Origin of the sequence: Cryobacterium sp. 10C3 (assembly GCF_034314285.1) — a bacterium.
Taxonomy (GTDB): domain Bacteria; phylum Actinomycetota; class Actinomycetes; order Actinomycetales; family Microbacteriaceae; genus Cryobacterium; species Cryobacterium glucosi.
The window spans coordinates 3656685-3679218 of the sequence record NZ_JAVIWF010000002.1 but is presented as its reverse complement, the minus strand read 5'-3'; the positions used below and the strand labels follow the sequence as shown (position 1 = coordinate 3679218).

Annotated in this window: 22 protein-coding genes and 2 pseudogenes; 7 read left to right on the top strand and 17 right to left on the bottom strand. The window is 68.2% G+C overall.

What is annotated here, in order from left to right; translation table 11 throughout:
* Nucleotides 1-50 precede the first annotated feature (50 nt).
* Nucleotides 51-1415, bottom strand: coding sequence for an ABC transporter substrate-binding protein (locus RGU41_RS18510; RefSeq protein ID WP_134446745.1), 1365 nt, complete (start codon nucleotides 1413-1415; stop codon nucleotides 51-53).
* Nucleotides 1416-1780: 365 nt separating this feature from the next.
* Here RGU41_RS18510 and RGU41_RS21110 point away from each other — a divergent pair, with 365 nt between their 5' ends.
* The gene (locus tag RGU41_RS21110; protein WP_416173172.1) at nucleotides 1781-1945 is read left to right on the top strand and encodes a LacI family DNA-binding transcriptional regulator; all 165 of its coding nucleotides are present in this window, start codon (nucleotides 1781-1783) and stop codon (nucleotides 1943-1945) included.
* Nucleotides 1942-2817 carry a substrate-binding domain-containing protein gene (locus RGU41_RS18505; RefSeq protein WP_322137050.1) on the top strand — a complete coding sequence of 292 codons (876 nt, stop codon included), beginning with the start codon at nucleotides 1942-1944 and terminating at the stop codon, nucleotides 2815-2817. The genes RGU41_RS21110 and RGU41_RS18505 overlap by 4 nt, the downstream gene beginning before the upstream one ends.
* On the opposite strand, the gene RGU41_RS18500 is transcribed toward RGU41_RS18505, so the two are convergent.
* The 4 genes and pseudogenes from RGU41_RS18500 to rplJ all read right to left on the bottom strand — a co-directional run bounded on the left by RGU41_RS18500 (nucleotide 2814) and on the right by rplJ (nucleotide 5752).
* A complete protein-coding gene (locus RGU41_RS18500) occupies nucleotides 2814-4106 on the bottom strand; it encodes an MFS transporter (RefSeq protein ID WP_322137049.1) in 1293 nt (430 codons plus the stop codon). The two genes, RGU41_RS18505 and RGU41_RS18500, sit on opposite strands and share 4 nt — an antisense overlap.
* Nucleotides 4103-4618 carry a MarR family winged helix-turn-helix transcriptional regulator gene (locus tag RGU41_RS18495; RefSeq protein WP_322137048.1) on the bottom strand — a complete coding sequence of 172 codons (516 nt, stop codon included), beginning with the start codon at nucleotides 4616-4618 and terminating at the stop codon, nucleotides 4103-4105. The genes RGU41_RS18500 and RGU41_RS18495 overlap by 4 nt, the downstream gene beginning before the upstream one ends.
* Nucleotides 4619-4801: 183 nt before the next feature.
* A complete protein-coding gene (gene rplL, locus RGU41_RS18490; protein WP_134446737.1) occupies nucleotides 4802-5185 on the bottom strand; it encodes a 50S ribosomal protein L7/L12 in 384 nt (127 codons plus the stop codon).
* A gap of 44 nt (nucleotides 5186-5229) precedes the next feature.
* Nucleotides 5230-5752 (bottom strand): annotated as a pseudogene (gene rplJ, locus RGU41_RS18485) (50S ribosomal protein L10).
* Nucleotides 5753-6169: 417 nt separating this feature from the next.
* Here rplJ and RGU41_RS18480 point away from each other — a divergent pair.
* Both RGU41_RS18480 and RGU41_RS18475 read left to right on the top strand, forming a co-directional pair.
* Nucleotides 6170-7927 carry an MDR family MFS transporter gene (locus RGU41_RS18480; RefSeq protein WP_322137047.1) on the top strand — a complete coding sequence of 586 codons (1758 nt, stop codon included), beginning with the start codon at nucleotides 6170-6172 and terminating at the stop codon, nucleotides 7925-7927.
* A gap of 2 nt (nucleotides 7928-7929) precedes the next feature.
* Nucleotides 7930-8418: a MarR family winged helix-turn-helix transcriptional regulator gene (locus tag RGU41_RS18475; RefSeq protein WP_134446733.1), complete on the top strand. Its 489-nt coding sequence runs from the start codon at nucleotides 7930-7932 to the stop codon at nucleotides 8416-8418.
* Nucleotides 8419-8436: 18 nt separating this feature from the next.
* On the opposite strand, the gene RGU41_RS18470 is transcribed toward RGU41_RS18475, so the two are convergent.
* Together RGU41_RS18470 and RGU41_RS18465 are read right to left on the bottom strand one after the other, a co-directional pair.
* Complete coding sequence (locus RGU41_RS18470; RefSeq protein WP_322137046.1) at nucleotides 8437-9963, bottom strand: sensor histidine kinase; 1527 nt, start codon at nucleotides 9961-9963, stop codon at nucleotides 8437-8439.
* Between the two features lie 175 nt (nucleotides 9964-10138).
* The gene (locus RGU41_RS18465; RefSeq protein WP_134446731.1) at nucleotides 10139-10885 is read right to left on the bottom strand and encodes a response regulator transcription factor; all 747 of its coding nucleotides are present in this window, start codon (nucleotides 10883-10885) and stop codon (nucleotides 10139-10141) included.
* 179 nt (nucleotides 10886-11064) lie between these two features.
* Between RGU41_RS18465 and RGU41_RS18460 the strand changes: the two genes are divergently transcribed.
* The gene (locus RGU41_RS18460; RefSeq protein ID WP_416173171.1) at nucleotides 11065-11769 is read left to right on the top strand and encodes a YqaJ viral recombinase family protein; all 705 of its coding nucleotides are present in this window, start codon (nucleotides 11065-11067) and stop codon (nucleotides 11767-11769) included.
* Here RGU41_RS18460 and RGU41_RS18455 read toward each other — a convergent pair.
* The 7 genes from RGU41_RS18455 to RGU41_RS18425 all read right to left on the bottom strand — a co-directional run bounded on the left by RGU41_RS18455 (nucleotide 11729) and on the right by RGU41_RS18425 (nucleotide 15838).
* Entirely contained in the window at nucleotides 11729-12091 is a 363-nt protein-coding gene (locus RGU41_RS18455) for a hypothetical protein (RefSeq protein ID WP_322137045.1), read from the bottom strand. The genes RGU41_RS18460 and RGU41_RS18455 overlap by 41 nt on opposite strands.
* The gene (locus RGU41_RS18450) at nucleotides 12088-12456 is read right to left on the bottom strand and encodes a S26 family signal peptidase (RefSeq protein WP_322137044.1); all 369 of its coding nucleotides are present in this window, start codon (nucleotides 12454-12456) and stop codon (nucleotides 12088-12090) included. Before RGU41_RS18450 ends, RGU41_RS18455 begins: the two co-directional genes overlap by 4 nt.
* On the bottom strand, nucleotides 12453-13256 hold the full coding sequence (locus RGU41_RS18445) for an LPXTG cell wall anchor domain-containing protein (protein WP_322137043.1): 804 nt from the start codon (nucleotides 13254-13256) through the stop codon (nucleotides 12453-12455). Before RGU41_RS18445 ends, RGU41_RS18450 begins: the two co-directional genes overlap by 4 nt.
* A gap of 1 nt (nucleotide 13257) precedes the next feature.
* Complete coding sequence (locus RGU41_RS18440; RefSeq protein WP_322137042.1) at nucleotides 13258-13389, bottom strand: hypothetical protein; 132 nt, start codon at nucleotides 13387-13389, stop codon at nucleotides 13258-13260.
* Nucleotides 13386-14576, bottom strand: coding sequence for an RICIN domain-containing protein (locus RGU41_RS18435; RefSeq protein ID WP_322137041.1), 1191 nt, complete (start codon nucleotides 14574-14576; stop codon nucleotides 13386-13388). Before RGU41_RS18435 ends, RGU41_RS18440 begins: the two co-directional genes overlap by 4 nt.
* Nucleotides 14577-14579: 3 nt before the next feature.
* Nucleotides 14580-15071, bottom strand: a complete 492-nt coding sequence (locus RGU41_RS18430) for a hypothetical protein (protein WP_134558063.1) — start codon at nucleotides 15069-15071, stop codon at nucleotides 14580-14582.
* 203 nt (nucleotides 15072-15274) lie between these two features.
* The gene (locus RGU41_RS18425) at nucleotides 15275-15838 is read right to left on the bottom strand and encodes an alternate-type signal peptide domain-containing protein (protein ID WP_134446719.1); all 564 of its coding nucleotides are present in this window, start codon (nucleotides 15836-15838) and stop codon (nucleotides 15275-15277) included.
* Between the two features lie 412 nt (nucleotides 15839-16250).
* On the opposite strand from RGU41_RS18425, the gene RGU41_RS18420 reads away from it, so the two are divergent.
* A complete protein-coding gene (locus RGU41_RS18420) occupies nucleotides 16251-17258 on the top strand; it encodes an NADP-dependent oxidoreductase (RefSeq protein ID WP_322137040.1) in 1008 nt (335 codons plus the stop codon).
* Complete coding sequence (locus RGU41_RS18415) at nucleotides 17255-18670, top strand: deoxyribodipyrimidine photo-lyase (protein WP_322137039.1); 1416 nt, start codon at nucleotides 17255-17257, stop codon at nucleotides 18668-18670. Before RGU41_RS18420 ends, RGU41_RS18415 begins: the two co-directional genes overlap by 4 nt.
* A gap of 9 nt (nucleotides 18671-18679) precedes the next feature.
* Here the strand turns inward: RGU41_RS18415 and RGU41_RS18410 are convergent, their stop codons facing one another.
* From RGU41_RS18410 to aceA, 3 genes and pseudogenes are all read right to left on the bottom strand, one after another.
* On the bottom strand, nucleotides 18680-19213 hold the full coding sequence (locus RGU41_RS18410) for a GNAT family N-acetyltransferase (RefSeq protein WP_322137038.1): 534 nt from the start codon (nucleotides 19211-19213) through the stop codon (nucleotides 18680-18682).
* 104 nt (nucleotides 19214-19317) lie between these two features.
* On the bottom strand, nucleotides 19318-20925 hold the full coding sequence (gene aceB, locus RGU41_RS18405) for a malate synthase A (RefSeq protein WP_322137037.1): 1608 nt from the start codon (nucleotides 20923-20925) through the stop codon (nucleotides 19318-19320).
* A gap of 172 nt (nucleotides 20926-21097) precedes the next feature.
* Nucleotides 21098-22454: pseudogene (gene aceA / locus RGU41_RS18400) on the bottom strand (isocitrate lyase).
* Between the last annotated feature and the right edge of the window lie 80 nt (nucleotides 22455-22534).

Genomic DNA, 22534 nt, shown 5'->3' with positions numbered 1-22534 from the left:
CGGCAGGCCCCGCCCCGGTTGGGGCATCCGCTAGCGGATGCCCCGGGGAACTAGCTCTTCGGCCAGCTCGCCTCAATGGTGTCCGTGACCTTCTGGCTGCTGTCGCCGCTCAGCCAGGACACGATGCCCTTCCAGAACGAGTCGGTGCCGACGGCACCGGGCATCAGGTCGGAACCGTCGAAACGGAACACCGTCTTCGGGTCCTGCAGGATGGTGATGCTCTGCTTGAGCAGGTCGCTCGAGGCGTTCGCGGGGTCGAGGCCGGTGTTGGCGCTGATCACGCCGCCCTCCTTGACCCGGTTGTTCGCCCAGGTGTCACTGGACAGGTAGGTGAGCGTCGCGGTGATCGCGTCGCTCGTCTTGAAGGCTCCGACGAGCTCGCCGCCACCGGTGACCGCCTGGTCGCCGCCGGCCTTGACCGGGGGAAGCAGGAACGCGTAGACATCGCCCGTGGGGGAAACCGTCACCGCGGAGCCGTCCGCCTTCTTCCAGAAGCCCTCGTAGAACGAGGCCTGGTGGTGCAGGGAGCACTTACCGTCGAGGATCGGGAGGCCCGCGTCGCCGAACTGCGTGGAGATAATCGACGAGACATCGCCGAGACCACCGTTGACGTCGTCCGGGTTCTTGAGGATCGCACCGACGGAGTCGAACGCCTTCACGATGGCGGGGTCGTTGAACGGGATCTTGTGCGTGACCCACTTGTCGTAGGTGTCCGCGCCGGCCTGGCGAAGCACGTAGTCCTCGACCCAGTCGGTTCCCGGCCAGCCGGTTGCGTCACCTGATCCGACACCGGCACACCACGGCTTGTGGTCGCCGTCGGCCGCGATCTTCGCGGTGAGTGCGGTCAGTTCATCGAGGGTCTTCGGGATTTCGTAGCCCTTGGCCTTGAATTCCGCGGGCGAGTACCAGACGTAGCCCTTGACGCTCGCCATCAGCGGGGCGGCGTAGAAGGTGCCGTCAGCTGCGGTGCCGTAGCCCTTCCAGTCCTTCGACCACCACTTGTCGACGTTCGCCTCGACGGCGGCCGGCGCCTTCTTGAGGAAGCCGGCAGCAGCGAGCTTGTTGAAGAGGCCCGGCTGCGGGATGATGCCGATGTCGGGAGCGTTGCCACCCTCGGCGAGCACCGCGATCTGGGCTTCGAATTCCTTCGTGCCCTGGTAGGTGACCTTGATGCCCGTGCAGGACTGGAAGTCGGCCCAGGAATTGACGAGGCGATCGGCCTCGACGTCCTGGATGGTGCCACCGATCTTGACCTCGGGGCTGTCCTTGAACGTCCCGTAGGACGCGTAGTCGGCACAGTTGGACGACGACGAACTGGATGCGGCGATGTCGCCTGTGCATCCGGTCAGGGCGAGTCCGACCACGGCCGCGGTGGCCAGCGGCAGATAGAGCCGGCGGTGCTGCTTCACGCTCATGCGTTTCTCCTCATTGAGTGATGCGGGTACGCGAGCTATGCGGTTCACGTACCGAAATGTGATGCGGGACTGTGTTGCGGGAATGTACTGCGGGAATCAAGAACTGCAATACGGGATCGTGCCCGGTATCCGATTCCCCTGCCTTCGTAAGTAAGGAACCGGTTCCACATCACAAACTACGGGAGGTCAGCGGGATTGGCAAGACAATCTTTGTCACGAAATCGCAAAGATTCCGGCGATGATCGCGCGACCACGCACACGCGGGCATTAAAAGTGTCACAGTTCAGCCCTTTCTGCTGGAACCGGTTCCAGTAACAGCGAAAGGAGCGCTACTCTTTCGTTACCGATCCAAAGGAGGACGAGTCGTGAGCGCAATCGCCGACGTGGCACGCCTCGCAGGCGTTGCAAAAGCGACGGCATCCCGCGCACTCAGCGGTCGCGGTTACGTTTCGGAGGCGACGCGGCTCCGGGTCGTCGCGGCCGCGAGGAGATCGGCTACGTCGCCTCGCCGAACGCCGCGAGCCTCGTGACCGGGCGCACGAAGAACGTCGGCGTGATCATCCCGTTCATCAGCCGGTGGTTCTTCTCCGAGGTGCTCGAGAGCCTGGAACAGGCCCTGCTCGCAGAGGGCTACGACATGACGCTCTACAATCTCCCGGCAGCGTCCGCCGAACGCGACAGCGTCTTCGAGTACTTCCTCGCTCGCAAGCGGTTCGACGGGGTCATCTCTGTCGGCGTCGCCTTGAGCGAGGCGGAGGTCGATCGACTTCACCGCCTCGGGAGGCCGTTGATCGGCATCGGCGGGCCGATCAGGGACGTGCACACGATCGCGATCGACGATGTCGCGACAGCGCGGCTCGCGACCGAACACCTGCTCGGCCTCGGCCACGTCGACGTCGTGCACGTCGGCGGAGATCCGATCGACGAGATGGACTTCCGGGTGCACAGCCAGCGCCTGAGTGGCTTCTACTCTGCCATGCGCGACGCAGGCCGCTCGACGGACCGATGCTTCTACCCCTGTGAATTCAGCATGCCCGGCGGCTACGATGTGGGGTTGTCCGTGCTCGGCGACCCGCGTACCCGTCCGACCGCGATCTTCGCCGCGAGCGACGAAATCGCCATCGGCGTCATCGTCGCGGCGCGGGAACTCGGCATCCAGGTGCCGGCCGAGCTGTCCGTGATCGGCATCGACGGGCATCCGTACGCGGACATGTTCCGCCTCACGACCCTGGAGCAGCATCCACGCAGGCAGGGACGCCTCGCCGTGAGCGCGCTCCTGACCGAACTCGCGCGCCCGACGGACGCGGACGCGCGGCTCGAGGAAGACGGATACCTCACGGTGCTGCCGACGAACCTCGTGATCCGGTCGAGCACGAGCGGCCCGCACCGGCCACGCAGTTAGCTGTCTCCGGCGCCGATCGCCTCTGCCTCTTCGAGCTCGTCCTCCATCGCACCGTCAGCACGGGCGAGGTGGCGGTGGCCGAGCACGAGAATCGCGACGGCCACGAGAACGGATGCCGCCCCGGCGTAGAACGGGACCGCCGGCCCGAAGAACTCCGCGAGCAGGGTTGCGGCAGGCGGCGCGATCGCCCCGCCGAGGAACCGCACGCCCGAATAGGCGGAGGACGCTACCGGGCGCGGCAGGTCGGTCGCCTCCATCACGGATTCGGTGAGCACGGTGTTGAGCACGCCGAGCAGCAGCCCGCCGACGATGACGCACGTGACGACACCGGTGGCCGAGCCGATCAGCACGCCCGCTGCCGCGAGGTCGAGGGCGAGCAGGGGCAGCACGAGCCAGAGCACCCGGCTGCGGCGCATCCGCCTGGTCAGGAGCGGGGCGACCCAGACCGAGGTGACGGCGAGCGAGATGCCCCAGCCGAAGAAGACCAGGCCGAGGGTGATCGCACTGCCCAGGCCGAGCGGCACGAGCGCGAACGGCGTGTACGCGAGCAGCACGAAGAAGCCGATGTTATAGAACAGGGCCGCGCTCGCGAGGATGCCGAGCCCCGGCCGGGCGAGCGCCCGGAAGGGTGCGGACAGCCGGATCGGCGCGGGCTTCTGCGGCTCCTTCTTCAGCATCCCGATGATCGCCACGAAGCCGATCGCCATCAGCGCCGCACTGCCGAAGAAGGGCCCGCGCCAGCTGATGCTGCCGAGCAGCCCGCCGATGAGCGGGCCGATCGCGATGCCGAGCCCGAGGGCCGCCTCGTAGAGGATGATCGCCGAGGACGTGCCTCCGGATGCCGCGCCGACGATGGTCGCGAGCGCGGTCGAGATGAAGAGGGCGTTGCCGAGGCCCCAGCCGGCGCGGAAGCCGATGATGGTCTCGACGTTCTGCGACAGGCCGGCGGCGAGCGCGAACACGATGATGAGCGCGAGGCCGATCAGCAGGGTGCGCTTGGCGCCGATCCTGCTGGACAGCCAGCTCGTGAAGAACATCGCGATCCCGGTGATCACGAGGTAGCTCGTGAAGAGCATCTCGGTCTGGGTCGGGCTCGCGGCGAGGTCGCGGGCGATCGCAGGCAGGATCGGGTCGACGAGGCCGATGCCCATGAACGCGATCACGCACGCGAAGGCGACGGCCCAGACCGCGGTCGGCTGGTGCAGGATGCTGCCGGCGCCTTCCCGTCGTCCCTGCACGTCGGTTGCGGCAGGGGTTCCGTGTTCCGCCAGCGCGGTCACGCGGCTCATGCGCGGGCTCCGGCCGGACGGCCAGGCTCAGACGCAGGCACACGTGCCGTAGTGACGGCCGCGGTAGTCACCCGCTCCACGGGCACCTCGCTGCCGGTCGAGGCGTTCGCGCAGGCTGTCGCGGCGTTGCGGATCGTGGCGAGCTCGGCATCCGCCAGCCCGTCGAACATCGGCAGGAGGGCTTCGGCGAGTTCGCTGCGCCAGGCGGAGAGCGCTGCGTCGCCGGCAGCAGTGATCACGGTGCTCGTGACGCGGGCGTCGAGCGGGTCGGCGAGACGGGCGGCCCAGCCGCGTTCGACGAGGTGTGCGACGAGCTTGGTCGCGGTCGGCTGCGAGATGCGGCTGCGGGCGGCGATCTCGCCGAGGCGGATCGGGCCGAGCTGGCGGAGCACGCTCAGGGTGCGCCAGACGGCCGGCGACTCCCGGCTGTCCGCGGCGTGGGCGGCGACCCGCGTGAGCCGGTGGTTCACGGTGATCAGGTCACCGAGGAGTGCGGGAAGGTCAGAAGGCATTCCCCCACTGTACATAGCTTGGCTATCTATGTCCATAGCCCGGCTATGGACATCGGCCCGCGCCCGGGTTCGGTCGGGTTGAACAGCAGAGGGCGCCGCATCCAGTGGATGCGACGCCCTCGGCGTGTTGCGAATCGAACGGCTGACGCCTGTCGACCTCGAGTGAACCCCCTGGGGGCCCGACTACTTGAGGGTGACGGTGGCGCCGGCGGCCTCGAGGGAAGCCTTGCCCTTTTCGGCGGCTTCCTTCGTGACGCCCTCGAGGACGGCCTTCGGCGCGCCATCGACAACGGCCTTGGCCTCGCCGAGGCCCAGGCTGGTGAGCTCGCGCACAACCTTGATGACCTGGATCTTCTTGTCGCCAACGGACTCGAGGATGACGTCGAAGGCGCTCTGCTCTTCGACCTCTTCAACGGCGGCGGCGGGGCCAGCGGCACCGGCGACGGCGACGGGGGCTGCTGCGGTGACCTCGAAGGTCTCCTCGAACGCCTTGACGAACTCGGAAAGCTCGATGAGGGTCAGGCCCTTGAACTGTTCGAGCAATTCTTCGGTGGAAAGCTTTGCCATGATTATTCTCCCTATAGTTTCTTAGTTACTCACCGCTAGCAGGCCTATGCCTGGTTCGCGGACTCCTGCTTCTCACGCAGTGCTTCGATGGTGCGAACAGCCTTCGAAAGCGGTGCGTTGAACAGATATGCGGCTCCGAACAGCGAGGCCTTGAACGCGCCGGCCAGCTTTGGCCAGCAGCACTTCACGGGACTCGAGGTCGGCGAGCTTGCCTACCTCTTCGGCAGTGAGCGGGCTACCGTCGAAGTAACCACCCTTCACTACCAGGAGAGGGTTTGCCTTGGTAAAGGCACGCAGGGTCTTCGCGACGGCGACGGGGTCTCCGTGCACGAAGGCGATGGCGGACGGGCCGGCGAGTTCGTCGTCAAACGACGTGATGCCGGCGTTGTTGGCCGCAATCTTGGTGAGCGTGTTCTTTACCACGGCGTACGTGGCGTCCGCACTGATGGAAACGCGCAGCGTCTTGAGCTGCGCAACAGTGAGACCGCGGTACTCGGTGAGCAGAACGGCGGTCGAGCTCTGGAATTTCTCCGTCAGCTCGGCGACCGTTGCTTCCTTGTTCGCCATGGCGCTCCTCTTGGTTTCATGTGCCGGTAGCCCGGGGCGCAGACATGAAAAAGCCCCAGCGCAAGCGCCGGAGCTGAGCAGTCCTTGCGAACTGAAACTGAACTTCGATTCCTGCGCGGGCTGTTCACATGAGTGAACCTTCGGTCACCGTCCATTACTGGGCAGCGACAACCGGCGGTCTTTGGCTTCGTTCACTGTAACGGATGCCGCTGGCGGGCGCAAATCGCGGCATCCGCCCCTCAGCCCGTGAGCGGAACGGCATAGGTAGTTGACCTGAGTCCACTATCGAGATATAGTTGATGCTTGTCAATTACACGCCCCAGGAGTTTCATGTCTCGCGTTTCATCCGTTCGTACCGCTCCACCGCAGAACCCGCAGGACCGGCAGCCCCTCCCCCACCGCGACTCGGACACGCCGATGTCGAAGCGGCAGGTACTCGAGGCCCTCTCCGGCCTGCTGATGGGCATGTTCGTCTCGATCCTCGCCGGGACCGTCGTCAGCACGTCGCTGCCGCTCATCCTCTCCGACCTGCACGGTGACCAGTCCGCATACACCTGGGTCGTCACGGCGACCCTGCTCGCGACGACCGTGAGCACGCCGATCTGGGGCAAGTTCGCCGACCTCTTCGACCGCAAGCTGCTCATCCAGCTCTCCCTCGTGGTGTTCGTCCTCGGTTCCGCACTCGCGGGCTTCTCGCAGAACACCGGCACCCTGATCAGCTTCCGGGTGCTGCAGGGCCTCGGCGCCGGCGGCCTCGCCGCGCTCAGCCAGATCATCATGGCCGACATCATCAGCCCCCGTGACCGCGGCCGCTATGCCGGTCTCTTCGGCGCGGTCCTCGCCCTCGGCACCGTGGGCGGTCCGCTCCTCGGCGGTGTCGTGACGGACGCCTTCGGCTGGCGCTGGAACTTCTTTATCGCACTGCCCGTCGCGATCCTCGCGATCATCCTGCTGCAGCGCACCCTGCACCTCCCGGCCAGGGTCAAGCGGGTCGTCAAGATCGACTACCTCGGCGCGATCCTCATCACTGCGGGCATGTCGCTCCTGATGATCTGGGTGACCATCGCCGGCACCCAGTTCGAGTGGGCATCCGTGCCCTCGTTCCTGATGGTCGGCGGCGCTGTCGTGCTGCTCGTCGCCGCGGTGTTCGTGGAGTTCACGGTCAGCGAGCCGATCATCCCGCTCACCCTGTTCAAGAACCGCACCTTCACCCTCGCGGTGATCGCGAGCATCTCGGTCGGCGTGTCCATGTTCGGCACCTCCGTCTTCCTCAGCCAGTACATGCAGCTCGCCCGGGGAGCCACGCCGACCCAGTCCGGCCTGCTGACCATCCCGATGATGGGCGGCTACCTGATCTGTTCGGTCACGTTCGGCACCCTGATCAGCCGCACGGGCAAGTGGAAGGCGATCATGGTCTCGGGCGGAGCGCTCGTGATCGTCGGCTTGCTGTTCCTCGGGACCCTCGACTACCGGACCGATCTCGTGCTCGTCGGCGTCTACATGTTCGTGCTCGGCTCCGGCCTCGGCATGCTGATGCAGAACCTCGTGCTCGTCGTGCAGAACTCGATCGAGGTCAGGCACCTCGGCGTCGCCACGAGCAGCGTCACCTTCTTCCGCAGCCTCGGTGGAACGATCGGCGTCTCGGTGCTCGGCTCCGTGCTCGGCACGGCGGTCGCGCAGCACATCACCGACGGCGTCGGCGCGCTCAGCGCCGCCGACAAGATGGCCGCGGCGAGCGCGCTCGGCTCCGGCGCCATCCCGCGCATCGCGGACCTCCCGGCCGCGGTGCGCACCCTCGTCGAATCCGCGTACGGGTCCGGCGTCGGCACGGTCTTCCTTCTCGGCATCCCGCTCGCCGTGATCACCCTCGTGATGGTCACCCTGCTGCCGAACGCGTCCCTCGGCCGGAAGACGGGCATTGCCAGGGCCCGCGAAGGTTCCGGGGACGGCACGTCGGCCGGGCACACCGGCGTGACTGCCGCGGAGCGCGCCGCAGAGGACAAAGCCGGGCGCGCTGCCGAGCGCGAAACCGAGGTCGAGGAGATGGAAGACATCCTGATCGAGGTGAGCGCGGCATCCGCCGGCCTCGCCCCCGCCGGGCTCAACAACCCGACCGGGGTGATTCACCTGCCGCGGGACGACCAGCCCGGCGCGCACAGAGTCAGTAGTCTGTGACCATGATCCAGGGGACTCCGACAGCGTCCACGCACACCGACGAGCGGGAGGACGCACCGGGCGCTGAGTCGGCGACGGCGATCGCCGAGGTCGAGGAGCAGCTGAGCGTGCTCGCCGGGTTGATCCGGGCGAGCATGCGGGATGCCGCGCTCTTCATCGACGCGTCGCTGCAGCCGTTCGCGTTCAAGCTCCTGCGCCACATCGAGCGCTACGGGCCGACGCACTCGAGCGCGGTCGCCGCTGCGCTCTACGTGGACAAGAGCGTGATCAGCCGCCAGGCGAAGCAGCTCTGCGAACTCGGTCTCGTGCGCACGGAAGTCGACCCGGACGACGGCCGCGCCCGGTTCCTCGCCGTCACAGACCTGGCACGGGCCAAACTCGACGCCGTACGAAACGGTGAGACCGCGATCGTGCACAAGCGCCTGAGCGATTGGCCGACGGACGACCTGCACCAGCTCGCCACGCTCCTCGCCCAGCTCAACACCCCGTAGCCCGCGCCACGCCGCGGGTCAGGCGAGCGGGAGCGACACTCGGAACTCGGTGCGGCCCGGCCGGCTCGACACCGTGACCTCTCCCTGGTGCGCGGTCACGACAGCCTGGACGATGGCGAGGCCGAGTCCGGTACTTCCGGTTCCGCGGAACCGCGAGCTGTCGCCGCGGGCGAAACGCTCGAAGAGGGTCGTCTGCAGGTTCGCCGGGATGCCGGGGCCGTCATCCGTCACGGTCACGATCGCACGGCCGTCCTGCTCGGACAGCGCGACCTCGACGGTCGTGTCCGGCGGGGTGTGGATGCGCGCGTTCGCGAGCAGGTTGGTGAAGACCTGGTGCAACCGGGGCGTGTCGCCAATGGCCTGGATCGGCTCATCGGGAAGCTCGAGGTTGAGCACCCGGTCTCGGCCGGCCGCGTGCGCATCGCTGACGACGTCGACGAGCAGGCTCGTGAGGTCGACGGTGCCGTGTTCGAGTTCGCGGCCCTCGTCGAGGCGGGCGAGCAACAGAAGGTCCTCGACGAGCCCGGTCATCCGAACCGACTCGGATTCGATCCGGCTGAGGGCATGCAGGGCGTCCGGCGGCAGCTCCTGGCCGGAGCGCCGGGTGAGCTCGGAGTAACCCCGGATCGAGGCGAGGGGCGTGCGGAGCTCGTGACTCGCATCCGCGACGAACTGCCGTACCTTGTTCTCGCTCGCCTGCCGGGTCTCGAGGGCGAGGTCGACGTGGTCGAGCATGCGGTTGAGCGCGGAGCCGACCTGGCCGACCTCGGTGCGGGGGTCGGTGTCCGCGGCGGGGACCCGGTCGACGAGGCTGACCTCGCCGCGGTCGAGCGGGAGCTCCGAGACGCGGGCGGCCGTTGCCGTGACGCGCTGCAGCGGGCGAAGTGCGAGGCGCACGATCCACATCGCAGGATCGCGACGACGATGAACTGACCGAGCGAGGGAGACGACGCCGATGATCATGGCGAGCTGCGTCGCGGTGCCGTCGACCGTGCTGAGCGGGAGGCCGACGATCGAGAGGGTGCCGGTGCGGCTCGAACTTGCGAGGATCCGGTAGTTGCCGACATCGCCGCCGAGGTCGACGGTGACGGGCTGCGCGGTACCGGTCTGGCTCGCGAGGATATCGGCCTTCTGCACGAGGAGGTCGACCTGGTGGGCCGTGAGTGCGACGATCGTGCCGGTGTCGTCGGTGTAGCCGGCCGTGAGCGTGGAATCGTAGAAGACGAGGGCGAGAGTGCCCGGCTGGCCGGGGCCGTTGAGGATGACGCTCGCGGAGGGCACGAACACCGGCAGCGCGGCGCCGAGGTCGTTGTCGCGGCGGCCCTCGAGCATCGAGTGCGACCGTTCGGCGGCGGAGCTCACCTGCTGGTCGAGGCCCGCGAGCAGGTTGGCGCGCAGCACCGTGACGCTCACGACACCGATCGAGATGCTCACGAGGGCGAGCAGCCCGACGACGGCGAGCACGAGCCGGCGGCGCAGGGTCCAGGGGCGCGTCCGGGTCGCAGCCAGAGCGGACGCCGCAGCCACCGCGGGCGGCGGAGCCACTGCGGTCGCCGCGACGGATGCTGCGGGCCGGGTCGGACGGTCGAGCCGGCCGGGCCGAACGGGTCAGTCCGGTCGGCCGCGCCGGCCGCGCCAGCCGCGTCAGCCGCGTCAGCCGCGTGGGTCGGGTCAGCCGCGTCAGCCGGGTCGAGCGCATCCGGCCGGTCGGTCGGCGTCATCACGCGGTTTTCAGCATGTACCCCGCACCGCGCACGGTGTGGATCATCGGCTCGCGTCCCGCATCGATCTTCTTGCGCAGGTACGAAATGTAGATCTCGACGACGGAGGACTTGCCGCCGAAGTCATAGCTCCAGACCCGGTCGAGGATCTGGGCCTTGCTCAGCACGCGGCGTGGGTTGCGCATCAGGAAACGGAGCAGTTCGAATTCGGTCGCGGTGAGCTCGATGGCGTCGCCGGCCCGGGAGACTTCGTAGCTGTCCTCGTCGAGGGTGAGGTCACCGACCGAGATGCGCGGGTCGACGGAGTCCGACACGGCCAGGGTCGAGCGGCGGATCAGGCCGCGCAGCCGGGCGACGACCTCTTCGAGGCTGAACGGCTTGGTGACATAGTCGTCGCCGCCCGCGGTGAGGCCGGCGATGCGGTCGTCGAGGGAATCCTTCGCGGTCAGGAAGAGAACGGGAGTCTCATAGCCGTCGGCGCGCACGCGCTGCAGCACCTGGAGGCCGTCGATGTCGGGAAGCATGATGTCGAGCACGATCGCATCCGGCCGGAACTCGCGGGCGATGGTCAGCGCCTGGCGTCCCTCGCCTGCGGTGCGCACCTCCCAGCCCTCGTAACGGAGGGCCATCGAGAGCAAATCCGTGAGCGTGGGTTCGTCGTCGACGACGAGCACTCGAATGGGGCTTCCGTCGGCCTTATGGAGACGCGGCCCGCGGGTCGAGTGGTCTGTTTCACGTGTGCTCATAGATCTCAGTATCGCGAGCTTTCTATGAAAAGCCTATGCGGGGGCCTTGGCGCTCCTGTGAATGGGGTTCGCGCCCGCTCTGCCCCTCCCCTGCCGCCCCATCGTTCGCACCCCGCGCCCAACCAATTCGACGGATCGGTTGGGCGGGAACGGCGGTCGCGGCTGGCACAATGGGGAGGGTGACCGATACCCTGCTCCCGCTTTTTGAGCCGGCAGGGTCACTCACGGTCTCCTCGGCAGCCGCAGCATCCGTCGCCGCCGTCACCGCAGCAGTCGCCGCGCCGGCGATCGCACCGCACCTGCTGCGCATCGTCGGCGACTCAACGGACTGGGCGGCCTGGATGCGCGCCCGCAACCAGGGCATCACGGCCACGGATGTCGCCAAGCTCGCCACTCCCAAATCGGTGCAGAACGCGGCCAACGACAAGATGAACGGCAGCAACTTCGGCGGCAACACCTACACCGACCACGGTCGCGCCCGCGAGCCCGTGATCGCGTCCTGGGTACTCGACAACTACGGCATCGAACCGAGCACGACCCTGTTCCATGCCGCCGGCCACCGCCGCCACCTCGCGACCCCCGACGGCGTGGGCACGGATGCCCGGACGCTCGAACTCTCGGAGATCAAGACGACGAACAAGGCGTGGCGCAGCATCCCGCGCTCCTATATGCGGCAGGTCTGGTGGCAGCAGTACGTGCTCGGCGCCGATCGCACGCTGCTGGTCTGGGAGCAGCACCGGGACTTCGTGCCGATCCGGTCGCAGCCGGAATGCCGCTGGATCGAACGCGACGAGGACCAGATCGCGATCCTGGTCGGTTACGCGAACCAGTTGATCGACGTGCTCAACGCAATGGCGACCCGGGCGCAGCAGGCTCGGGCGTAGACGCGATCCTCGCGGCCCCGGCGGCCACGGCGGCGGCCGCGCGGCGGCGCTTGCGCAGCGCGGACACGGCGCCGCTCGCGAACATGTATCCCATGTAGGCGAACAGCAGCCCGGCGACGATGGGCACGATCCAGCTGCGGCTCTGGCCGTTGACGGCGTTGTTGACCCAGCCGACCCACGGCACGGAGTACCAGAGGCGCCCCTGGATCTGTACCGGAAGCACCTGGTCTGCATCGGCGACGCTGTTGTTGTCTCCCTTGAAGGTGAAGGTACGTCCGCCTTCGGAGCTCGAGCTGATCGCGGTGACCCGGTGGGTGATCACGCCCGGCTCCCCGAGCGGATCTGGTACGTGACGACGTCGCCGATGCGGATCTCGTCCGGGGTGACCGGACGCACGATGATGAGCGTTCCCGGCGGCAGGGTGGGTTCCATGGAGCTGGTCAGTACGGTGAGCGGCGTCGACCCCGTGGCCTTGGGCACCACGATCAGCAGCAGCGCGATGGCGACGACGAGGAGCAGGATCGCACCACTGGCCGCGAGGCCGAGGTAGTGCAGCAGGCTCTTCTCCGGCGTGGGTGGCCCGTCGGGGGTGGCGGGAACGGCTGCCGCGGGTCCGTTCGCCGCGTCGCCGGACGGTTCGGGCGCCAACGCCCGCTCGGGAGTCGGATCGATCCGGGTCTCGGTCATTCGCGGTCCTCCTCAGGGCGGCGACGGCGGGCGAGCAGGAGAAAGATGCCGATCCCGAGCAACAACCCGCCGACGACCAGCACGGGTGCGGGCGGTTCGACGCCGGTGTGCGCGAGGATTCCGCTGCCGACGACTGCCGGGTACGCCGTCGGAGTCGTGGCGGTCGGGGACACCGGCGTCGGCGGAGCGCCGGGAAATGCCGGCACGACCGTTCCCGGGTCGTCACACGGGGCTGCCGCGAACGGGCCGGCAACGGCATCCCGCATCGCCACGAGCAAGCCCAGGCTCGCGCTCGCTCCCTGGTCGACAGTCCCCGAGACATCCGCCATCGTGAACGTGACGACGAGTTTCATCGTTCCGCCTGCCGCGATCGGCTGCGAGGGCACGACGATCGCGCAGCTGTCGAGCCTGCGGAGGGTGCGGGTGAGGGTGTCGCCGGTTCCGGAGTTCCACGCGGCGAGAGTGATGTGATCGGCGTATCCGCCGGACGGGAGCAGCACGTTGTGCGCGCTCACCCGCACCTCGGCCGGCGCGGCGGTCGGGTTGCGCACCCAGAGGGCGGCCTGCTGGCTGCCGCGCGGGACGAGCAGGCCGAGGCCGTCGAAGAGGCCGGCGTTGAGCGTCGTCGCGAACGTCACGCCATCGGTGCTGAGGAGCAGGTCGACGGGGGCGATCGGAGTGGCGCCAGCCGAGGCGCTTGCCGGCGCTGCGACGCCCGAAACGGCGAGTGACATCGCGAGCGCAGCGATTCCGAGGGCGGATGCCGCGACCCGGCGACCCCGGATCGGGTGCGGGCGCATGTCAGCCCACCCACGTCATGGTGAAGGTCTGGCTGGCCAGCCCGAGAACACCGCACGGCTGTTGCTCCAGCTGGATGTTGTTCGTTGCGGTGGTCTGCCCGCTGACGTCGAGACACTGGCCGCTGTCGTTCACGAAGCGGTAGGTACCGCTTCCAACAGCCCCGACGGCCGTGATGCGCCAGCTCTGGTTCGAGGTCCCGGCATTCTGGAGTTGTGCGGCGAGGCCGGCGGCGGCGCCCCTGCCGGTATCCCAGAAGAGCTGAGGGCGTACTTCGCCTTCACCGCAGACACACCGGCAGGGTTCGAGAAGTTCCAGGACTGGTTGTCGAAACCGGTCGACTTGCAGCCGAAGCTGATCATCGCAGTTCCGGCCGCCGTCGACTGGTTCTCGCCGTCGATGCAGAGTCCGGTCGTCGCATTCTTGACCTTGTACCAGGCCCCGGAATTGGGGCCGGCGGTCGCGATGACTGCAGCTGTGGACAGGGGCGAGGCATCGCCGGCCGCATCGAGGGCCCTGACCGTGTAGCTGTACGCCGTGCCGACGTCGAGCCCGGTGTCGGTGTAGGTCACCGTGGGCGCCGTCGTCGTCCCGATCAGGGTCCCGTTGCGGAAGACCTGGTAGGTGATGATGGCTGCGGTGTCGGCGGGTTTGGCCCAGGTCAGGGTCGCCGTGTGGTCCGTCGTGGTTGAAGTGGGCGCGCCGGGTGTCAGGGTGTTCGCGACCGTCTGGGTCGCGTAGATGGCGAGCGGGGCGATCGCCCAGTTGCCGACGCTCGAGGTGAGGGTGACGGTCGGCACTGCGGAGATACCGACGAGTGCGAAGCGTTGCGCCTGCGTGATCGTGCTGCGCACGCAGAAGTATGCGGACGTTCCCACGGCGAGCGCGGTCGCGCCGCTGCCGGAGAAGGTCAGTGCCGAGGTCCAGTGCTGGCCGGTGGGACTGGTCGAGGTCGCCCCGGTCGAGCAGGACGCCGCCGAGGCGACGGGCCAGGTCTGCAGGTCGACGCTGGTCGCGAGTGTCGTCGCGGGAGCAGTCAGCGTAAGCGTGTACGGCGCAGGGATGTTCCCCTTGTTCGTAACGGTCACGACCTTGGTGACCGACAGCGTGCTCGAGTCATACAGGACGGCAAGCGTGTCGAAGCCGGTCTGCGTGACGGACAGGCTGCCGGCCGTGACGGACGCGATTGCGGTCACCCCCGGCGCGGTCCAGCTCGCCTGGGCGACGCTCGTGCCTGCCAGGGTAAGGAAGAGGGTGAACGCGAGCGCCAGCATCCGTTTGGGCGAACGGATGCGAGGAGCGCGGCGCTGCACGGTGGACATGGCTCAGGCCTGGATTCCGTCGATGACGATGCCGAAGTTCGCGGCGGAGAGGCCCTGGGCCGTGGCAGGGGCGGACAGCGGCAGGGTGACGGAGACGCAGAGGGTGGTGGACCCGCCGACGGGGAGGGTCTTGCCCAGACTCGTGACGACCGGGGTGGTGTTGAGGACTGCGGTCCAGGTCGGGGCAGGCGCGACCGGGCAGGTACCGACGAAGAGGCCGATGCTCAGGGACGCCGAGAGGGTCGTCGCCGGAACCGGCGGAGTGAATCCGGCGATCCGGAGTGCGAGCGGAACGTTACCGACGTTGGTGACGGTGACCGGGGCACTGACCGTGACGCCCGGGTAGAGCACGCTGGTCGGCAGGGTGAGAGTGGACACGGTCAGGGTCGCGGTGCCGGATTTGATGGTCGTGGCCGCAGACACCGGGGCACTCGCATTGAGGTATGCGTATGAGCCACCAGCGCCGAGGACCGCAAGGCAGATCGCGGCCGCCACAGAGACCGCGGTCGAGACGATGGTCCGAAAAGAGGGGACACGCGTCGCGGCTCGCAGGCCTTTTCGAAGGACTGACTGGATCCGAACCATGCGGGAAGACGTTTGGAGGGGAAACATGTGCACCCCAATTCATCGACCAACAGTGTTTCTGAGGCTAGGAAGCCGGTGCGTCTGGCCGAGACCAGACGCACCGGCGGGACCGACTAGATCTGGGTCAGGAGGACCGAGAAGTTGCTGAGATTTACGGAACCGCCCTGGGCGGAGTTGTCGACGGAGGTGCCGAATGGCCAGGTGATGGTCGCTGTGACCGTCACGGTTGTCGCTCCCTTGACGACCGAGTATCCACCGGTAACGGCGGTCAAGTTGGCGGTGAGGGCGGCGCTGCTGCTCAGTGCCGTCGCCAGCTTCGTGTCGAATGTGCTCGACGACGTCGCAGTGATCGCGGCCCCACTCAGGGACAGCGTCGCCTTCAGGTTGTCGCCTGTGGCTGAAATGTTGAGCACCTTGGTGTAGGTGAGAACATCACCGGGGACTGCCTTGTATGCCGCGATGCTCGTGATCGGGACCGGCGCGTTCGTTCCCACCGTGCTCGTCCAGGTTCCGGGCGCGGCGGGCGTCGGCTCGGTAACGGACAAGGTGCCGGCCGCGATCGTCGCAGCGCCACCAGCGGTCACCGTCGAGTTCCACGAGGCGAAGGTGCCCGCACCGCCGAGGAGGAGCGCCACGCCGACCGCGCCAGCGAGGGAGCCTTTGAGAAGCTTGTTCATGATGGATCCTTTTCGACGCCGCGACGGGCATCAGGGTAGTTGCAGGCCGAGATTCGGCCGACCAATGTGGGAAGGACAGTTCGTTCGTTGCCCGGGCGGGAAGGATCGCGCCACTTCGGGTGCGGCGCGAAACTCCACTCGGGCAACGGGTCACCGGATACAGGCCAAAGCCACGCCGGTCACCCGGTGGAGCTCGACTCGAACGGTCCCCCTAAATGAGGACTTCGGTCCCCCTTTATGTGGACAGACTATGACGGCGCGACACGGCAAATCCAGACCTCCAAGCCCCCAAGGTGAGGCACATCCGTCGTTTTCGCACCCCCAGATCGAGTCACGTCCCTAACCGAATCCGGCCGGTGGCCGATGGTTTCTCAGGCTGTCCACCCGGTGCCCGCCGGGAGACAATGGACTCATGGGAAATGCAACGAACGTGCCTCCGACCATGCGTGCCCTCGTCATCGACCGCACCGGCGCGGCCGAGGAATTACATCTGGACACCGTGCCGACGCCGATTCCCGTGCTCGACGAGCTCATCGTGCGGGTCGTCGCCGCGGGCGTCAACCCGATCGACGCGAAGACCCGGGCCGGCTCGGGCGTGGCGGCGGCGATCCCGGCATTCCCCGCCGTGCTCGGCTACGACTTCAGCGGAATCGTGGTGAGCTCGCCGTACGAGGCCTTCCCTCTGCAGCCCGGTGACGAGGTCTACGGCATGACCCGCTTCCCCCGCACGACGGGCAGCTATGCCGAGTACGTCGCCGTCTCGAGCATGAGCGTCGCCCGCAAACCGTCGACGCTGAGCCACATCGAGGCCGCCGCCGTGCCTGTCGCTGCGCTGACCGCGTGGGAAATGGTCGTCGACATCGCCGAGGTGACCCCGGGCGAGCGGATGCTGATCCACGCCGGCAGCGGCGGCGTCGGCCACTTCGCGGTCCAGCTCGCCAAGGCCTTCGGCGCGTACGTGATCACGACCGGTTCGCCCCGCAACGCCGAGTTCCTGCGCCAGCTCGGCGCCGACGAGGTCATCGACTACACGAGCATCCGCTTCGACGAGGTGCTCGCCGACGTCGACTCCGTGATCGACCTGATCGGCAATGTGCACGACGACACCGGCACGCGGTCGCTCCGCATCCTCCGGCCCGACGGGGTGCTCGTCAATGCGCCGAGCGGCAGCTGGCCGACCCTGCAGGCGGACGCCGAGGCCGCCGGCGTGCGGGCCACCGGATTCAAGGTCGCGGCCGACGCGGACGCCCTGGACTGGATCACGAAGATGATCGACGACGGCGCGGTGCGGCCCCACATCGACCACGTCTTCGAACTCGCGGAAGGCCCGGCCGCTCACCGCCTGATCGAAGAGGGCCACACCCGCGGCAAGATCGTGCTCCGCATCTCCGATGTCGGAGTCTCGGGAACGGGCGCGTGAGCCCAGCCTCGGGCACCGGGCCGACGATCGTCTGGTTCCGCGACGACCTCCGCCTCGCCGACAACCCGGCGCTGCATGCGGCCGTCGAACGCGGGCTCCCGATTGTCGCGGTCTACGTGCTCGACGAGGACTCCCCGGGTGTCCGGCCGCTCGGCGGGGCGTCCCTCTGGTGGCTGCACGGCAGCCTCCATGCGCTTGGCGACTCACTGAAGGCACTCGGCGGGAGGCTGCTGCTCCGGCGCGGGCCGGCGACCGATGTGATCGGCACGCTTGCGGCATCCACGGGAGCCGGGGCCGTGTTCTGGAACCGCCGTTACGGGGCTGCGGAGCGCGCGGTCGATACCGCGATCAAGGCCGGGCTGCACGCCGACGGCGTCGAGGCCCGGAGCTTCGCCGGTTCGCTGCTGTTCGAGCCGTGGACGATCCGCACGGGACAGGGCAACCCGTACTCGGTGTTCACGCCGTTCTGGCGGGCGTGCGTCGCCGGGCCGCCCCCGCGCGAGCCATACCCGGCGCCGGAATCGATCGACGACGGGTCGGGGACACTGCCCTCTGACCGGCTCGAGGACTGGGGCCTCCTGCCCACCCGCCCGGACTGGGCCGCCGGGCTCCGTGCCGCCTGGCAGCCGGGCGAGGCTTTCGCCGCCGAGGCGCTCGACACGTTCCTGCGTGAGTCGCTCGCGCGCTACGCAGACGAACGGGACGCCCCCGCCCAGGCCGCAACGAGCCGCCTGTCGCCGCGGCTCCGCTGGGGCGAAGTGAGCCCGTTCCAGGTCTGGCACGCCACCCAGCGGGTGCTCCGCGGGGCGGATGCCGCCACCGCGTCGAGCGCGCAGCGGTTCCTCACCGAACTCGGCTGGCGGGAGTTCAGCTATCACGTGCTCTTCCACGCGCCCGAGCTCGCGACCGAGAATCTCAAGCGCGAGTTCGACCGCTTCCCGTGGCCCCCGCTCGATGACCGCGTGCTCGAGGCTTGGCAACAGGGCCGCACCGGCATTCCGCTCGTCGACGCCGGGATGCGCGAACTGTGGCAGACCGGGAGTATGCACAACCGGGTACGCATGGTCACCGCTTCATTCCTCACCAAGAATCTATTGGTGGACTGGCGCGTGGGCGAGCGCTGGTTCTGGGACACCCTCGTCGATGCCGACGGCGCGAGCAACCCGTTCGGCTGGCAGTGGGTCGCCGGAACGGGCGCGGACGCTGCACCCTACTTCCGGGTGTTCAACCCCGAACTGCAGGCGGCGCGATTCGACCCGCACGGGGAGTACATCCGCGAGTACGTGCCCGAAATCGGCACGGATGCCTACCCCGCTCCGCTCGTCGACCTCGGCGAGACCCGGCGCGCGGCTCTGGCCGCCTACGAGTACGTCAAGGCCGCGAAGGCGCCCGCCCCGGTTCCCTCGGCCTGAGCCGCCGGGTCAGAGGGCGCGTTCGAGGACGAAGTCGTCCTCGTACCGGTCGCCGACCAGGAAGTGCTTGGTGCCGACCCGCGCGAAGCCGTGCTTCCCGTAGAAACGGATGGCCCGGGCATTCTCCTGGTTCACCCCGAGCCAGGCGCCCCGCGCGCCGCGATCCCGCGCGGCGTCGAGTGTCGCCGTCATGAGCGCTGCGGCCACTCCGCGCCCGTGGCTTTCGGCGCGCAGGTAACACTTGCTGAGCTCGACGGTCGGGCGGATGCCGATGGCCGCGAGCACCTCAGGGTCACCGGGCTCGCCGAAGATCAGCATGGTGTAGCCGAGGGGAAGACCGGTCTCCGGGTCTTCGGCGAGGAACAGCATCCGCCCGGGGTCGGCGAGGTAGGCGTCGAAGTTCGACTCTGAGAGAACGTCGCGCACGAAGGCCGCGATCGCCTCGTGAGTCGTGTGCGGAGGGCACGCGAGCGCGAAGGTCGCAGCCGCGAGTTCGGCGAGCACCCCGGCATCCGCCGCCCCCGCCGTTCGTATCGATATCACGTCCCCACCCTACCGACCCCGCCGGCCCGCGAAAGCTGGTGAAACGTCGCTAACCAGCGGTCAGAACGACGATTCACCCGCTTTCGCGGAGGTGGGACGGACCGCTACAGGTAGCGGGCGTATGCGCCGACGGTGAGGAAGGTCGGGAACTCGGGCTCGAGCGCCGAGGTGCGGAAGACCGACAGGGCGTCGTCGAAGCGGTCGCCGGGAGTGCGGGGCAGGCCGGCGAACACCTCGGCGACCAGGCCGTCCACCCACGGTCCGTCGATGCGCACGCCCTCGGCGGTGACCGAGTTGTCGTGGATCCACTGCCACACCTGCGAGCGGGAGATCTCCGCGGTCGCGGCGTCCTCCATCAGGTTGTCGATCGCCGCGGCCCCCACGCCGCGCAGCCAGGACTCGATGTAACGCAGCCCGATCGTGATGTTGTCGCGCACGCCGGCGGTGGTGATCTGCCCGCCGACGGATGCGACGTCGAGCAGTTCCGCGGCGGTCACGCTGACGTCGTCGCGGGTACGGTCGAGCTGGTTCGGCCTGTCGCCGAGCACCGCATCGAACTCGGCCTGGGCGGTCGGGATCAGGTCGGGGTGGGCGACCCAGGTGCCGTCGAAACCGTCGCCGGCTTCGCGCTTCTTGTCCGCAGCGACCTGCTCGAGTGCCCGTTCCGTGACAAGCGGGTCGCGCCGGTTCGGGATGAAGGCGCTCATGCCGCCGATGGCATACGCGCCGCGGCCGTGGCAGGTCGAGACGAGCAGCTCGGTGTACGCGCGCATGAACGGCACGGTCATCGTGATCTGCTTGCGGTCGGGGAAGACGAACCTGCGCCCGCGGGCGCGGAAGGTCTTGATGATGCTGAAGATGTAGTCCCAGCGGCCGGCGTTGAGGCCCGCGCAGTGGTCGCGGAGTTCGTAGAGGATCTCCTCCATCTCGAAGGCGGCCTGGATCGTCTCGATCAGCACGGTCGCGCGGATCGTGCCGTACGGCAGGCCGAGCGCGTCCTCGGAGTGGCTGAAGATGTCGTCCCAGAGCCGGGCCTCGAGGTGGCTCTCCAGCTTCGGCAGGTAGAAGTACGGTCCGCTGCCGCCCTCGATCAGGCGCTGGGCGTTGTGGAAGAAGTACAGTCCGAAGTCGACGAGGCTGCCGGAGGCGTTCATCGTGCGGTTCGCCCGGTCGACGAAGCTGATGTTCTTCTCGACGAGGTGCCAGCCGCGCGGGCGCATCACGATCGTCGGGGTCGCGCCGGTCGCGTCTCCCGTGACGGTGTACTCCTTGCCCTCTGTGCTCGTGAAGTCGAGCTGCCCGCGGACGGTGTCGAACAGGGTGATCTGGCCCTCGATGACGTTGGCCCAGGTGGGGCTCGTGGCGTCCTCCTGGTCGGCGAGCCAGACCTTGGCACCGGAGTTGAGCGCGTTGATGGCCATCTTCCGGTCGGTCGGGCCGGTGATCTCGACGCGGCGGTCTTCGAGGCCGGGGCCCGCGCCGGCGACGCGCCAGCTCGGGTCGCGACGGATGTGCGCCGTTTCGGTGAGGAAGCCGGGGTCGCGCCCGTTGGCGGCGTCAACGCGCTTCCGCAGCCTGGTCGCGAGCAGGTCGTGGCGGGTGCCCGCGAAGCGGTCGTGCAGCTCCGAGACGAAGTCGAGCGCAGCGGGCGTGAGAATCTCGTCGTAGCGGGCACCGAGGTCTCCGGTGACCTCGAGGTGCGGCTGGATCATGGCGAAGCTGCCGGTGTTCGTGGTCGGGGCGACCGTGTCGGTCGTCGCCAGGGGGAATTCATGGGGTTTCTCCTTCTGGAGGGTGAGGTCGAGGTGTTCGGGGCGGTGAGCGGATGCGGCCGGCCGGGTGGCCGCATCCGCTCGGGGTGAGACGGGTCAGGCGTGGATCGGGTTAGAACTGCTCGGCCTCTGTGGAACCGACGAGGGCGAGCGTCGCGCTTTTGGGGTTGAGCGCGGTGGCGATCTTGTCGAAGTAGCCGGTGCCGACCTCCCGCTGGTGGCGGGTGGCGGTGTAGCCGTCTGCCTCGGAGGCGAATTCGGCCTCCTGGAGTTCGACGTATGCGCTCATCTGGCGTTCGGAGTAGTCCTTGGCCAGGGTGAACATCGAGTGGTTGAGGGCGTGGAAGCCGGCGAGGGTGATGAACTGGAAGGCGTAGCCTGCCTTCGCGAGCTCGCGCTGGAACGCCTCGATCTGGGCATCGTCGAGGTGCGACTTCCAGTTGAACGAGGGCGAGCAGTTGTATGCGAGCTTCTTGCCGGGGAACTGCGCGTGGATCTCGGCGGCGAAGCGCTGCGCGAGCTCGAGGTCGGGCTCCGAGCTCTCGACCCAGAGCAGGTCGGCGTACGGCGCGTATGCGAGACCGCGGGCGATGACGACGTCGATGCCGTTCTGGGTGTCGTAGAAGCCCTCCGCGGTGCGCCCGCCGGTGAGGAACTCCTGGTCGCGCTCGTCGATGTCGCTCGTGATGAGCGTGGCCGCGAGGGAGTCGGTGCGCGCGATGATGATCGTGGGCACGCCGGCGACATCCGCTGCGAGACGGGCGGCGTTCAGGGTGCGGATGTGCTGGCCGGTCGGGACGAGGACCTTGCCGCCCATGTGGCCGCATTTCTTCTCGGCTCGCGAGCTGGTCTTCGCAGTGCACGCCGGCCGCTCCGGCCTCGATCATCGACTGCATGAGCTCGTAGGCGTTGAGCGGGCCGCCGAAGCCGGCCTCGGCGTCGGCGACGATCGGCGCGAGCCAGTCGATGCCGGTGCCGGTTCCGCCGTTCGCGGCTGCTTCGCTCGACTCGATCTGGTCGGCACGGAGCAGCGCGTTGTTGATGCGGCGCACGACCGAGGGGACGGAGTTCGCGGGGTAGAGCGACTGGTCGGGGTAGGTCTGGCCGGAGAGGTTGGCGTCGGCGGCGACCTGCCATCCGGAGAGGTAGATCGCCTTGAGGCCGGCGCGCACCTGCTGCACGGCCTGGTTGCCGGTGAGGGCGCCGAGGGCGCGCACCCACTCGGGGTTCTCCGCCGTGCCGTTCTGGTGGATGAGTTTCCAGAGGTTCTCGGCGCCGCGGCGGGCGAGAGTGCGGTCCTCGCGGACCGAGCCGCGAAGGCTGATGACATCCTCCGCGGTGTAGTCGCGGCGGATACCGTTCCAGCGTGCGTCGGCCGCCCACTCGAGGGCGAGTTCGGCGGCGGTCTGGGTCTGGTCGCCGGGGCGGGCTGCGTTCTCGGTCATGCTGTCTCCTTGGGTTTGCGTCATTGCTTGCCTGTGACACCTACTCTGCGGTGGTTGAGCGACCCGAACCTCTCCTGGAATGACAGAAGAAATGAAGTTCTTCT

What these genes read in the sequence shown, in the direction of transcription:
- RGU41_RS18510 (WP_134446745.1), bottom strand. Translation starts at nt 1,415, where the DNA reads ATGAGCGTGAAGCAGCACCGCCGGCTCTATCTGCCGCTGGCCACCGCG.
- RGU41_RS18500 (WP_322137049.1), bottom strand. Translation starts at nt 4,106, where the DNA reads ATGAGCCGCGTGACCGCGCTGGCGGAACACGGAACCCCTGCCGCAACC.
- RGU41_RS18495 (WP_322137048.1), bottom strand. Translation starts at nt 4,618, where the DNA reads ATGCCTTCTGACCTTCCCGCACTCCTCGGTGACCTGATCACCGTGAAC.
- rplL (WP_134446737.1), bottom strand. Translation starts at nt 5,185, where the DNA reads ATGGCAAAGCTTTCCACCGAAGAATTGCTCGAACAGTTCAAGGGCCTG.
- RGU41_RS18480 (WP_322137047.1), top strand. Translation starts at nt 6,170, where the DNA reads ATGTCGAAGCGGCAGGTACTCGAGGCCCTCTCCGGCCTGCTGATGGGC.
- RGU41_RS18475 (WP_134446733.1), top strand. Translation starts at nt 7,930, where the DNA reads ATGATCCAGGGGACTCCGACAGCGTCCACGCACACCGACGAGCGGGAG.
- RGU41_RS18465 (WP_134446731.1), bottom strand. Translation starts at nt 10,885, where the DNA reads ATGAGCACACGTGAAACAGACCACTCGACCCGCGGGCCGCGTCTCCAT.
- RGU41_RS18450 (WP_322137044.1), bottom strand. Translation starts at nt 12,456, where the DNA reads ATGACCGAGACCCGGATCGATCCGACTCCCGAGCGGGCGTTGGCGCCC.
- RGU41_RS18445 (WP_322137043.1), bottom strand. Translation starts at nt 13,256, where the DNA reads ATGCGCCCGCACCCGATCCGGGGTCGCCGGGTCGCGGCATCCGCCCTC.
- RGU41_RS18435 (WP_322137041.1), bottom strand. Translation starts at nt 14,576, where the DNA reads ATGTCCACCGTGCAGCGCCGCGCTCCTCGCATCCGTTCGCCCAAACGG.
- RGU41_RS18425 (WP_134446719.1), bottom strand. Translation starts at nt 15,838, where the DNA reads ATGAACAAGCTTCTCAAAGGCTCCCTCGCTGGCGCGGTCGGCGTGGCG.
- RGU41_RS18420 (WP_322137040.1), top strand. Translation starts at nt 16,251, where the DNA reads ATGGGAAATGCAACGAACGTGCCTCCGACCATGCGTGCCCTCGTCATC.
- aceB (WP_322137037.1), bottom strand. Translation starts at nt 20,925, where the DNA reads ATGATCCAGCCGCACCTCGAGGTCACCGGAGACCTCGGTGCCCGCTAC.